We start from the raw sequence: 12,254 nt of genomic DNA, 5'->3' as shown, positions 1-12,254 counted from the left end.
CAGCCGGCCGAGGCTTTTCTTACGGCCTCCCGCATTGGCATTGCCGGCGTAATGCCGGGTTCGCGCATTGGGCGGCGGAAGGTTGACAGCTGTCAACGGCAGTTGACGGTGTTTGACCCCTCCGGGCACCGTCGCGGCATCCCAATGTCAGAAGCACCGCGCTTCCGGGCGAACCGGCGCGCGGCGCGACGAGCGGCGGTCAGTCGGCGTATTGGCCGGCAGCTTCGATCACCGGCTTCCAGCGGGCGATCTCGCTCTCGAGCTTCGCCTTCAGCGCGGCTGGGGTCGCATCAGCGTCCGATGAGGGTTCTGTGCCGAGCTCGCCGAAGCGGGCGACAACGTTCGGATCCTTGAGCGCGACCTGCAGCGACTTCGACAGGCGTTCGGTCACTTCCGCTGGCGTGCCCTTCGGGGCGTAGATGCCGTGCCAGATGCCGACCTGAAGGTTCGGCAGGCCGGCTTCCGTCGTCGTCGGCAGATCGGGGAAGACCTTGAGGCGCTGCGGTGAGGTGACCGCATAGGCCTTGATCGTGCCGCCCTGAATCTGCTTCGTGGTGTTGGTCGTCTGGTCGCACATGATGTCGACCTGACCGCCGAGAAGATCGGTCATCGCCGGGCCCGTTCCCTTGTAAGGCACGGTGGTCAGCTGTGTCTCGATGGCGCTCATGAACATCATGCCGCAAAGATGCGAGGCAGCGCCGATACCGGCATTGGCGACCGTCACCGTATCCTTGTTCGCCTTGACGTAGTCGACGAGACCCTTGAGGTCGGTCGGCTCGAGATCCTTGCGCGCGACGATGGTCATCGGCACTTCGGTCACGAGGCCGACATACTCAAAGGAATTCAGCGTGTCGTAGGCAAGCTTGCGGTAAAGCGTGGCGCTGGTCGCCATGCCGATATGGTGCAGCAGCACCGTGTAGCCATCGGGATCGGCCTGGGCGACACGCCCGGCGCCGAGCGTGCCGCCGGCGCCGCCGACGTTCTCGACGATGATCTGCTGGCCGAGATCCTTGGACATGGATTCGGCCACGAGACGCGCGACGGTATCCGTCGGGCCGCCGGCGGAGAAGGGCACGACCATGGTGATCGAACGTTCGGGGTAGGTCTGCGCTTTGGCGGAAACGGCGAAAAGCGAAAGGGCGGCGACAGCGCCGAGCAGGGCATTCAGGGTCTTCATCTCTTCCTCCCGGATGAAATATCGGCCAGCCGGCAAGGTTTCCTCCCGCGCCGGATCTGGGTACCCCAATTTGCAAACGCAATCATAGCATAGACAACGGCTTAGCGGGGCGACGGCACGTATTTGTCGGGCCCAGGCTTTGATTTGGGTGGATTTGGAAACATGTGGCCGATCGCATGGGTGGATTTCCACCCATTACAGGCCCATTGCAATTTCAAGCAGAGATCCTGTGTCGAGTTTTGACAGCTTCACCTGCCATGTCGAACCTTTGCTGGTTGCGCTACGTCTTCTCCAAACTGCCGCAGCCACCCGACGATCCGGAGATCGACGACCTGCCGCCGCGACAAAACTCAGCCAACCTGAATTGCGCTTCAAGCTGGTTACTGCGTGCAATCAAACGCGCGGTTGAGTGCGTGTTGTAATCGCCAGCACCCACGACAGACCGGAAGCCGTGGGATGTTCGGGGAGGGAGGCGCAATGAGCCAGCCGACGGACGGACGTCATCTGCTCATGAGCGGAAAAGTGGCTCACGGTCGGTTGCGAGCTGCCACTCCAGATGCTCGGACATGAAGGGACTTGGGTCAGATCGCCGACCTTGCCGACGCGATCGGCGCAGGATTCATGGGAAGTGCGCAAGGTCAGAAGCGTGTCTTACTCATAATTCCTGTAGTAGACGACGAGTCGTCTTTATCCTATCGGTTGAGTATGAGAACGAGCCTCGAACATCTTCCCGAGAAGAAGCAGCGCGAGCTTGCCCGCGTCGTGGAGATCGTCCACGAGGAGTTTGCCGATGCGCTCGAGGGTGGCTCGGCCGACTTCAAGAAGCGCGGGCGGATCCTGAAGATCATCCTGTTCGGCTCCTACGCCCGCGGCACCTTTGTTGACGAACCGCATACGATGAAGGGCTATCGCTCGGATTACGATATCCTCGTCATCGTCAATTCGAAGAAGCTCGCAGAACCGCAATACTGACAAGGCGACCGACCGTCTGATTTGGGACAAGGGCGTCTCGACGCCGGTTGGGCTGATTGTCCATGGCGCCCGCGAGGTGAACAACTTCCTGGCCGACGGCCAATATTTCTTCGTCGATATTCTGCGCGAGGGCATCGTGCTCTACGAACTCGACGACCGACCTCTGGCCGAGCCGAAACGGCTCTCGCCGGCCGACGCGCTCAGGGTGGCGAAGGAGCATTTCGACGACAAGTTTCCGTCAGCGCTTAGCTTTCTGGACACAGCCCAATATCTCGTTGGGAAGAATCAGTTGAGGCATTCGGCCTTTGAGTTGCATCAATCAATAGAAACTGCCTATTCCTGCATGCTCCTCACCCTTACCAACTACAGCCCACCTTCGCACAACCTCAAATTTCTCCGCGGTCTCGCCGAGGACCGTGATCAGCGGCTCATCGAGGCCTGGCCGCGGGATCAGCATCGCTTCAGCGCCTGGTACAACATTCTCAACGAAGCCTATGTGAAGGCACGCTATTCGAAGCACTTCGAGATCACCGAAGAAGCGCTTGCCTGGCTTCTCGAACGGACAGAGCATCTCCACCGACTTGTGGAGACGATTTGTGCGGAGCGGCTGACCGAACTGGCTCGAGCAGCGGCCACGACCTAACTCTTCGCCTCGCTTGCGCAAGTCAGCGCTTCGTGTCCGCAATGGTGCGACAGCCTCGCATACTGCCGGCGCGATTGCCGGGCCATGGAGTTCTTCGTCATTTGAGGTGCATCGCGGTGGGAGGCCAGCACTATGCCCTCTCATTGGAAACGGCGTTGTTAGCCGATTATCCGGGCTGCTCGTACGTTCTTTTGTTGTCGGTTTTGCTCTTGCGCGGACTGAGCCGACTGGACTGCTTATCCGAGCGGCGTCACGTGATAGCGAAAACGATCGCGAATATGACGGTGGAAGAACCGGCCTTTAGAGAAGACGCGTCGGAAAGCCTCGTATGTCTCTGGCGGGACGTTTTCATAGTCGTATCGGTTCTGTGTCGTTACTAGCCAGATTGAAAGTTTTCGCGTCTGCGGATCGTAGTCGGCCCGCCTGATGAGATTGGAAGGCATTAGGAACCTCCGTGAAAAAGCAAGTGGTTCTCGTTTGATATCTAGTTCGGAGTCGTAAGCTTTCGATGTTGGGCCCCCACAACTTTGCGATAGGGTGTTCACCAATGCCGCCCATGCCCAGTTCGGAAGCTGCCAGACTGACGGTCTTCTTCCAAATGCTGGGCTTGAGGCGATCTAGGTGTGCAACCGTGACGCTCTACCCCGCTGGGTTCTACGTCCTTGTAATAGCGTGCCGCCTGCGCGACACGCTTATGCCGTGACCACTGCATGGCCTCGGGAGGGGAATGGGAATGCCGCGGATGCCGGCCTCAGTCAGATAGCCCGCCGCAATCCATGCGCCGAAAACAATGCCGGATCGAGACTGCCTGTTTGCGGCGGCGTTTCAGGATCAGATTGACCGATCGCGGCGTCAGCGCCCGCCGGTCGATGTTGTCCCAGGAGCGCATGTTCGTCGTCGTCGCTGGCGGTCGTCTTCGTTCGGCCCAGGCGGATGGAGAGGCTGGGGAGGAGAGGGGAGTCTTGATCGGCGGGACGGACGGGCTCTTCGTCGGTGAGGTCCTCGATGCGCAGTGCTGCCAGTTCGGACTGTCGACGCCGCCGGAGGCGACTGCGACCAGAAGCAGAGCCCGATCGCGCACGTCCACCAGGCGCTCGCCAGTCAGGCCAGCAACAATTGAGCCAGAACATCGGCTGTAACCGACTTTGCTCTTGCGCTGTCGTGGTCGCGCGCTGGCGCGAACGGCAAGGCGCAGGGCGGACTTGAGCAGCCCGAAGCAACCGACGAGCGCGCAGGCCCTTTTCTACCTCCGCCGGCATGCCGTGGGTCGGATCCTCGGCGCGCTTCACCGGATCCCAGAGTTGGTAGGCGACGAATTTGAGCAGCAGGATCGGGCGCGGGCCAAGAGAGGGGAGTGCCAGTGGCGAGTTGGCGAAGCCTAGGTCATCCTTTCTTGCCAACGTTTGGGTAGGGAGCATGGAAAGCCGCGGTACGTTGAGACCGTTCGCGGTATCAAGGTGTTGATGTTAGCCTGTCCGGCCGCTTAAACCTTCATAGGCGACGAAGCCACATCGGCCTTTCGGAGATCGGAGCAATATTTATGAGCCGCCAACTTTCTCTCCCACGCGACCGAATTTCCGTGCTTCTGCTGGAAGGCATTAGCCAGACCGCGGTGGACTACTTTTCGTCGTCCGGCTACACCAACCTCATTCATTTGCCGAAGGCGCTCGACGACAAGGATCTTAGGCGCCACATCGCCGACGCGCATATCATCGGCATTCGTTCCCGCACGCAGCTGACGGACGAGATCTTCGAATCCGCCAAGAAACTGATCGCCGTTGGCTGTTTTTCCGTCGGTACGAACCAAGTCGATCTGGATGCAGCGCGGCGGCGCGGCATTCCAGTGTTCAATGCACCTTATTCAAACACGCGATCGGTGGCCGAGCTTGTGATCGGCGAGATTATCATGCTGACAAGGCAGATCTTTCCGCGCTCGGCTTCCGCGCATCAAGGTGGGTGGGAGAAGTCCGCTGTCGGCAGCCGGGAGGTCCGCGGCAAAACGCTCGGCATTGTCGGCTACGGCAATATCGGATCACAGCTCAGCGCGCTTGCCGAAAGCATGGGCATGATCGTGCGTTACTTCGATCTTTCCGAGCGGCTGCGCCGGGGCAATTCGGAGTCGATGGCTTCGCTCGGCGACCTTCTCGAAATTTCTGACTATGTGACAATGCACGTTCCCGAAACACCTTCGACTCATAACATGATCACCGAGACCGAATTGCGCCGCATGAAAAAGGGCGCCATCTTCATCAATAATTCTCGCGGCACGGTGGTCGATCTCGATGCGCTTGCGAAAGTCCTGAAAGACGGGCATCTAGCGGGTGCGGCCGTCGACGTCTTCCCCAAGGAGCCAGCATCGAACAACGAGCGTTTTGAGACGCCGTTGCAAGGCTTGAACAATGTCATTCTGACGCCGCATATCGGCGGCTCCACTGAGGAAGCCCAAGAGCGCATCGGCGGGGAGGTTTCAAGGAAGCTGGTCGAGTATTCCGACATCGGCTCAACGATGGGCGCCGTCAACTTTCCGCAGGTACAGCTGCCCGAACGACCGAACGGCACGCGTTTCATTCACGTGCATGAAAACCGCCCCGGCATGCTCATCCAACTCAACGAGATCTTCTCGTCGCGCGGGCTAAACATCATGGCTGAGTTCCTTCAGACGCATGGCGACACGGGCTATGTGGTGGTCGAGGCCGAAGGAATTTCCGCAAATGCCGAGGAGATTCTTCAGTCCCTACGCGAAATTCCTGGAACGATACGAACGCGATTACTCTACTGACAGCTGACCGGAGCTCAGCGCACCAGCGAATGAGCACCTTTGGTTTGATGCCATCGCTGAGCTCGTAGGCCTGGTGGAGCCGCGTGCGGTCGCAACTGCCCCGCCGTTCCTGCATGGGTGGGCTTCGTCCACAAGGTCCCGGACGGAGGAGGGCTGCCATTTCTTGCCGCCGCGCACGGGTCGTTCTCCCATCTGGTCCAGTTGCGCGGGAACCCGGGACCTTCCTTGATCTGAGCCTCGTCGAGCCAGTATCTCAGTGCCGATACCGGCCGGCCGATCAGGATCACACGCCCGTCCTCGTCGCTTGTCGTCGTCTTTGTGCGGCCGAGGCGGCTCGAAAGGCAGGGAAGGGGCGGGAAGGCCATATCGTTCGGATCGGCACGAACGGGATCTTCGTCGACGAGATCCTCGACCCGCAATGCCGCGACTTCGGATCGCCGCCGCCCGCCAGACGCGAAAGCGGCCAGAAGCAGGGCCCGGTCGCGCAGATCGACCAGCCGCTCGCCACCGCAAGCCTGCAGCAGCTTTGGCCAGGATGTCGCACCGTGACCGCCTTCTTGCTTTCTCGTTGTCGTGGTCGCGCGCTCGCGCGCACTGCGAGCCGCAACGCGGATTTGAGCGAGGGGCCGTCGAAGCACCCTTGTAAGCCCCGCCAACGGGTCAGGTTCGACCAGCTCGTCAGCCGTCGGCGCATCGTGTTGGGAGCATGGGGGCTTTTTGCTCCCAGCAGGCGACGATCGCGCAACCCGGCCTCCACGTCCGCGGCATGCTGTGGTCCGGATCCTCGCGCGCTTGACCGGGTCCCAGAGATGATGGGCGACGAACTTCAGCAGTAGACTTTCCGGGGCCGGCCAGGGGAGGGGAAACCCAGTAGCGAGGTTGCACCAGCCTTCGAGATAGCCAAGGTCTGACGCAAGCGCCCGCAGCGTATTGCCTCCCATGCCCTCGCCGGCGAGATGCTTAAGCGTAGCGACGTCTTCATCGGTGAGAAGGGCTGAAGCTGGTCGCGCCGATCGAAGGGCAGGATGGCGTCCAGAGCGCCGAGTTCTTCAGCGCCGAAACATCCGCGGGCGCTTTTGCTGGGTCGGTTCGAGCTGCCATGAACAATTCCTCACGCCGCATCGATGTCGGTTTGCGAAAAATCGTTACCCTTGTAGAGGAGCGGTTCTCCGGACAGCGCGGCAAGAGCATAGGAAAAACAATCGCCGTAGTTGAGGCTGGCCGGATGACGGCCCTTGCCATAGCGCCGCCAAGCGCGCCGCGCACGATCGGCATGTTCGGCTGTAACCGGCACGATTTCGACTTCTGCCTTGTAAAGCCAGAGGTCGAGGTCGGCGCCTGCGGCTTCCCCAAGTCGAGTTTCGATCACCAAGGCTGCCTCAAGAACGGTCGCTGCGGAGATGAGCCTTACGGGGTCGTCTGCGATGCGCTCGCGGAAAGTGGCCGCTTCCGGCTCATTGAAGGCGATGGCGGCAAGAACGGATGTATCGATGACCATCAGGATGGCAGTCCGTTCTCGTCGTAGCCGAGAATCTCGTCGGCGGTTCGGCCGTCGAGTACAGGTCGGTCGTTCCAGCGTCGCTGAATCGCTTCGAGATCCTCGAGAAGAGCGGCTTTGCGCATGTCAGAGCCAAGGCGTCGCAGGCGCTCTTCGAGCGCGCGCTTAGTTGCCAGTGTAATGCTTTCGCCGGTCCGTTCGGCAAGAGTGCGGGCCAGCTGTTCGGTGTCGTGGTCTTTGATGCTCAGCGCCATACTGTCGTCCAAGGTTCCTAATTGTCTAGATTATACCTTTGTAACATAGTCGCGGGCCGCGGGCAATGCGAGGGATTGGGCCTGCTTATCAGCGCGACTGCTTCCATACTCATCAATATCGATACTTGAAAACTATCGATAGTAATATCATTTGCGAAACGGCGTCTGGATGACGGAAGTAAATTGTGATTTGATTTCTGTTTGCAAGAATTTCGACGATAATTCATATGGTTAATTGTTTATGAAATCTGTATGGGAAGCCTTGGAGGCATTGTGGGCTCAGCGGCGGGCATGAGGTGCTGCCCCGCGCGCATCTTCGTCTGCCGCTGTACATTGTAGAAACCCGATGCGAGTTTGGGTGCTTCGGGAACGAGCGGGGATAGGGGCCATCATGCGCGTATTCGGCATTGATTTCACCAGTGCGCCGCGGCGACGCAAGCCGATCACCTGCGTTGACTGTGAACTCGAGGATGACCTGTTGATCGTCCGGAGCCTGATCGAGTGGGCGGACTTTGAGGGGTTTGAGGGCGCTCTGCAGGAACCAGGTCCCTGGATTGCCGGCATCGACTTCCCGTTCGGGCAAGCAAGCCGATTCATCGAAACCATCGGTTGGCCGAAGCGCTGGGCCGACTATGTCGCATACGCACACGGTCTTGGACGGGCTAATTTCCGCGCGGCGCTCGATGGGTATCGTACAACGCGACTGAAGGGTGACAAGGAGCATCGTCGCCGCACCGACATTGCTGCCGGCTCGATCAGTCCGCAGAAGCTGTTCGGAGTGCCGGTCGGCCTGATGTTCTATGAAGGCGCGGCCCGAGTCTTGCGGTCGGGTGCAACAGTGCCCTCTCTGTTGACGGGTGATCCGCATCGTGTTGTCGTCGAAGCCTACCCGGGTGTCTTGGCACGCCAGATTATTGGTCGACGAAGCTATAAGCAGGACACGCGCAGCAAGCAGACGGCGGAGCACGCTCAAGCCCGTCGCGACATCCTTGTCGCCTTGCGCGACGGAATCCTGTCATCAACCCACGGCATCTTCGTGGACGCGCCGGACAGCCTATGCGAGGATCCAGGCGCCGACAGGCTGGACGCCCTGTTGTGCGCGGTGCAAGCCGCTTGGTCCTGGCGGCGTCGTTTTGACGGTTTTGGCGCGCCCTCCGATGGCGATCCCAACGAGGGCTGGATCGCCGATCCGACGCTTTCGGGCTATACGGCTCCCACACACTTCATTTGAGGAGCAGGCTGCCGGGGCACCCTCGACGTGACGGCGCAGGCGGCGCGGCGGACTGTTGGCGAACTCGGCTGCAGGGGATGTCGGGGAGGGGAGGTTTCGGGTATGAGGCGTGATATGACCGCACCACCACGTTCGGGACGTGGGGGTCGCGCGTTCGAATCGCGCCACTCCGACCAGCCGGTAAAGCCTTGTTTCATAGTCGGCATCAACGCGCTTTTCTCTCATGGAAAGTTCTTGCGCCTAACGAAATACCTAACGATACGTTGTCCTAGTCGTCTGGGTTCGTCGTCTTGCCCGCATGCATCGGCTGACGTCAGCGGCAAGAGGTAAAGGCGAAAGGATATGGCCAGGGGAGCCCATCGCGTTTTTCAAGCCCGTCTATGTTTTTGGGAGCAAGCCGACCAAGGCAACTTTTGGTTTGAAAGTCAGAAATGGCCATGCCACTTATATGGGGATGGTACTTCCAAGGACCCGGACATGGCTAAGAACACTGGAGATTCATATAGAAAAGGCGCTGTTAAAGAGCGTGTTCAAATCCAAAATCCCGTGACGGGTCGTTGGGTAAAAGTCGACACTTCTACAGGTCGCATCATCGAACAAAAGAAGACGCCCGGCCCCTATAAAGGGGTCGTCGACGCTACAAGGAAAAAGTAATGCCGCTGGTCTTCTCTCCACTGTCTGAAGCAGTGCTTGACCAGCCACCGAAAAAACTCCTACCGAAGCATGCATTTATTATGAGGCAGCTCGGTACCCCTCCGGAAATCGATATAGCTATCAACGCGGCGGTCATCGACGGACTCCAGCAGCGCGGCTATGTGGGAACTGATGCAACCACCACAACCGGCGGAAAAGATTACCTAGAACGCATACTCGGCCTCATTCGCGCTACCGGTTTCACCGTTGCGATTTTTTCAGAGCAAACGCGCATTACGGCGATGGCAAATATCGCTTTGGAATTAGGCTTTGCTGCCATGTGCGGAAAGCCGCTTATCATCGTGAAGTCTAAGGAAGGCACCGCGCCGTCTGATCTCAAGAGAACTGACTGGATTGAATACGACCCAGAAAATGTCCCAGCCTTTAACATTAGTTTTTCGAGGGCCTTGGACGAGTTGGCGACGTTCCATCAGTTCGAGAAGCACCTTTTGCAGGTAGCACTTGAGGCTCGTTCGACGGATTGTGCCATTGCGCTGGAACGGTGCAATAAAGGATTTCTGCTCACCGGCGACGACGAATTCATAGCGGGTGCGGAAGCCGTGTTAGAGAAGGTAAACGGGATCGGCGACGACCTAGCGATTGGGGACCTGGAACGGCTCAGATCAGAGATTAAGACGTTCATTCGGCAGGCTCGAAGCGCCCATGGCGGGGCAAACGTTGAAGCTGTGGCCGCAGCCGCAGGCGGATGACGCCATGGGTGACACGGGAGGACACTTCGTCTCTGCCAAAAAGCGCATCCCCTAATCAAATCTCCTTGTTCAAGCGGAGAATTACCTGAATGAGGCTGAAGAGCCGATGGAAAAGGTAGTCGATGTGTTCACCCTTCGCGACCTGTTCCTTTCCCTTCTCCGAGTGGCGTATTTGCATGTGATTCCCGATCCAGCTGAGTTCACGGGCCTCTCTCTCCAATGCTTCCCGGAGTATTGGGGAGGATGCACCCGCAGTGGCATCGAGGAGGGCGATAGCCTGTGACTTTTTGTCGGAACCGGTGCCCAGCGTCTTTAGTCGCTCCCATGCGTCCCAAAGCTTCTCCAGTGCTTCTCTTCGTATTTCCTCGCCTGGATCGCCAATCTTGGAACGCGCTGTCTCCAGCATGCGATTAAGCTCAGAATCGCGGGTGTGAAAATATGCTGACGCAAGCGCCTCACGCAGCACTGGAGGGACAAGACGTTCAATGCTGCCATCCTCCTTGAGTTCGTAGGCAAGGCCATTGCGTCGGAAAATCCGATTAATATCTGTTCGGAAGTCTTCGCGGCCCTCCTCGACTTCGAACCGCAGATGATAGTGTTGAAAGTATGGATGATAACTTTGGTGGATCGGCTTTCCGACGCACCGCCAGCAAAACTGGATCATATCAAGGGCATCCAGCGTTCGTGGCATGTCTTCTCCGTGGTACCACGGCGGCAATACACGTACTTGAAGGTCTGGAATTTCTGCCCGCATCGCTTGCCAAAGGGCATCCGCGTCAGTGCCTATGGGCCCCCGCCTATCTTCACACGAAAGAGCGTAGGTCGCGCCAAACGAGCCATCATCTATTCGGGCAGTGATAAGCGCCTTAATGCCGCCCCACACCCCTTCACCTACTTCCTCCTTGTCCCGAGGCAGATCACCTTCTTCCTTTTCGCTGAAATACGTCATGGGCCACCCTAATTATCAACGCAGCGGGTCAAGGAATTGTACCGCAGCCTGTCCTCTGTCAGCCATTGAAGCCATAGTAGCCAAGGAGCGCCGTCTCCAGAAGAGAGCCACCAGATTCCAACCAGAGGAGCCCGGAAACAAGTGCTTTTGGCCCCGGCCGACTGGTTTCGAGTGGACCACTGTTGAGGACCAACGTCCAGAAATGTCAACAATTGGAGGATTTCAATAGCTACCCTTTGTGGTCACTCCGCAAAAATGGCTAGAATACACGTGTCATGCGTTATTAACACACAACCGCTTGACGGCGCAAAGTGTGTGAGATACACACGTTGTGAAGTTGATGGCCGGGGCAACAATGACCAACATTAAAAAATTGAGAGAAGATCGCGGCGTGTCGCAACAGCAAGTGGCCGACGAGCTAGGCACCACTCAGCAAACGGTTGCGAGATGGGAAGCAGGAAAAGTCGATCCTCCTATTGCAGCCCTTATTCGGCTTGCCACTTTCTTCGAAACCACGGTGGACGACGTGCTCGGTGTGGTCACCCGAAACCCGCCTTGGAGTGTTGATGAGCTTACTCTTGCGCTCGAACTCTATTTTACCAACCCTGCCTCACCGCCTAGCAAAGGAAGCGCAGAGGTAGTTGGACTCTCGGCGATTCTGAACCAGCTTGCGGCTTGGTTGGGTACGGAGCGAGCGGCGACGTTCAGAAACCCGAACGGTGTGTATATGAAAATGATGAACTTTCGCCGTTTCGACCCTCAATTTGCCGCTGAGGGAAAGGTCGGCCTGTCCCGAGGGAACCATCTGGAGGAGGTCGTTTGGAAGCTATATGGCAACGATCGTGAGCGTCTGTCGGTTGTTGCCGAGGCGATCAAGGCTGCGGTGAGGCTTCCTTTGGACGCTGACCTTGATCACGATAATGATGCGGAGATCACTGAGGCCGAAGAAGGCCGCGTTCTAACCCGTCTTCATCGCGTTCGCGAGCGGAGTCGCAAGCTTGTGGAACAACGGAAAGCGCAAGCAATGAGAGATGGTCACGGAATTCGATGTGAAGTCTGTGACTTTGACTATGGTGAGAAGTATGGAGAAAGAGGTCAAGGCTATATCGAAGTGCACCACACTAAGCCGCTTCATACTCTGGCCGTAGAGACTAAGACCCAACTCGAAGACCTAGCGCTCGTCTGCGCCGACTGTCACCGGATGATTCACACAAAGCGGCCGTGGCTCACGCTCGACGAGCTTCGGGAGGTCGTCCTCAAAAGCCGCTAAGCGTGAGCGCGCAGCTGCGTCCTTACAAAAGCTGTTCTCGGCTACCAATCAAGGGCGCAGTGGGCTTGCGTTGCTACT

General features: G+C 58.4%; 10 protein-coding genes, 1 tRNA gene and 4 pseudogenes. 7 read left to right on the top strand and 8 right to left on the bottom strand.

What is annotated here, in order from left to right; all coding sequences use genetic code 11:
- Positions 1–199: 199 nt before the first annotated feature.
- Complete coding sequence (locus BHMPCIPO_RS24860) at positions 200–1,177, bottom strand: tripartite tricarboxylate transporter substrate-binding protein (protein ID WP_173519413.1); 978 nt, start codon at positions 1,175–1,177, stop codon at positions 200–202.
- Positions 1,178–1,882: 705 nt separating this feature from the next.
- On the opposite strand from BHMPCIPO_RS24860, the pseudogene BHMPCIPO_RS24855 reads away from it, so the two are divergent.
- A pseudogene (locus BHMPCIPO_RS24855) lies at positions 1,883–2,792 on the top strand (nucleotidyltransferase and HEPN domain-containing protein).
- A 236-nt stretch (positions 2,793–3,028) separates the two neighbouring features.
- Here the strand turns inward: BHMPCIPO_RS24855 and BHMPCIPO_RS24850 are convergent.
- Both BHMPCIPO_RS24850 and BHMPCIPO_RS33125 read right to left on the bottom strand, forming a co-directional pair.
- Positions 3,029–3,235 (bottom strand): KTSC domain-containing protein, encoded by a 207-nt coding sequence (locus BHMPCIPO_RS24850; protein WP_173519412.1) that lies wholly within the window; start codon positions 3,233–3,235, stop codon positions 3,029–3,031.
- Between the two features lie 174 nt (positions 3,236–3,409).
- Positions 3,410–4,163, bottom strand: a pseudogene (locus BHMPCIPO_RS33125) (site-specific integrase); the annotation flags it as partial.
- 169 nt (positions 4,164–4,332) lie between these two features.
- Between BHMPCIPO_RS33125 and serA the strand changes: the two are divergent.
- Positions 4,333–5,571, top strand: coding sequence for a phosphoglycerate dehydrogenase (gene serA, locus BHMPCIPO_RS24845; RefSeq protein WP_173519411.1), 1,239 nt, complete (start codon positions 4,333–4,335; stop codon positions 5,569–5,571).
- Positions 5,572–5,688: 117 nt separating this feature from the next.
- Here serA and BHMPCIPO_RS33120 read toward each other — a convergent pair.
- The 4 genes and pseudogenes from BHMPCIPO_RS33120 to BHMPCIPO_RS24835 form a co-directional block, all read right to left on the bottom strand.
- Positions 5,689–5,784, bottom strand: a pseudogene (locus tag BHMPCIPO_RS33120) (recombinase family protein); the annotation flags it as partial.
- Positions 5,754–6,679: pseudogene (locus BHMPCIPO_RS33115) on the bottom strand (integrase); the annotation flags it as partial. The pseudogenes BHMPCIPO_RS33120 and BHMPCIPO_RS33115, both read right to left, overlap by 31 nt.
- Before the next feature lie 3 nt (positions 6,680–6,682).
- Positions 6,683–7,069 (bottom strand): type II toxin-antitoxin system VapC family toxin, encoded by a 387-nt coding sequence (locus tag BHMPCIPO_RS24840; protein ID WP_173519410.1) that lies wholly within the window; start codon positions 7,067–7,069, stop codon positions 6,683–6,685.
- Entirely contained in the window at positions 7,069–7,323 is a 255-nt protein-coding gene (locus BHMPCIPO_RS24835; RefSeq protein ID WP_173519409.1) for a type II toxin-antitoxin system VapB family antitoxin, read from the bottom strand. Before BHMPCIPO_RS24835 ends, BHMPCIPO_RS24840 begins: the two co-directional genes overlap by 1 nt.
- Positions 7,324–7,714: 391 nt before the next feature.
- Between BHMPCIPO_RS24835 and BHMPCIPO_RS24830 the strand changes: the two genes are divergently transcribed.
- The 4 genes from BHMPCIPO_RS24830 to BHMPCIPO_RS24815 all read left to right on the top strand — a co-directional run bounded on the left by BHMPCIPO_RS24830 (position 7,715) and on the right by BHMPCIPO_RS24815 (position 9,957).
- A complete protein-coding gene (locus BHMPCIPO_RS24830) occupies positions 7,715–8,554 on the top strand; it encodes a DUF429 domain-containing protein (RefSeq protein WP_173519408.1) in 840 nt (279 codons plus the stop codon).
- A 73-nt stretch (positions 8,555–8,627) separates the two neighbouring features.
- A tRNA-Pro gene (locus BHMPCIPO_RS24825) sits at positions 8,628–8,730 on the top strand.
- A 301-nt stretch (positions 8,731–9,031) separates the two neighbouring features.
- Complete coding sequence (locus BHMPCIPO_RS24820) at positions 9,032–9,208, top strand: hypothetical protein (protein ID WP_173519407.1); 177 nt, start codon at positions 9,032–9,034, stop codon at positions 9,206–9,208.
- Entirely contained in the window at positions 9,208–9,957 is a 750-nt protein-coding gene (locus tag BHMPCIPO_RS24815; protein ID WP_173519406.1) for a hypothetical protein, read from the top strand. The genes BHMPCIPO_RS24820 and BHMPCIPO_RS24815 overlap by 1 nt, the downstream gene beginning before the upstream one ends.
- Before the next feature lie 55 nt (positions 9,958–10,012).
- Here the strand turns inward: BHMPCIPO_RS24815 and BHMPCIPO_RS24810 are convergent, their stop codons facing one another.
- Complete coding sequence (locus BHMPCIPO_RS24810; protein ID WP_173519405.1) at positions 10,013–10,906, bottom strand: hypothetical protein; 894 nt, start codon at positions 10,904–10,906, stop codon at positions 10,013–10,015.
- Between the two features lie 355 nt (positions 10,907–11,261).
- Between BHMPCIPO_RS24810 and BHMPCIPO_RS24805 the strand changes: the two genes are divergently transcribed.
- Positions 11,262–12,176, top strand: a complete 915-nt coding sequence (locus BHMPCIPO_RS24805; RefSeq protein ID WP_173519404.1) for a helix-turn-helix domain-containing protein — start codon at positions 11,262–11,264, stop codon at positions 12,174–12,176.
- Positions 12,177–12,254 lie beyond the last annotated feature (78 nt).

The organism is Ensifer sesbaniae, from assembly GCF_013283665.1.
Classification (GTDB): Bacteria; Pseudomonadota; Alphaproteobacteria; order Rhizobiales; family Rhizobiaceae; genus Ensifer; species Ensifer sesbaniae.
Note: the sequence above shows the minus strand (reverse complement) of the source record. Positions and strands in the feature narration are given on the sequence as shown.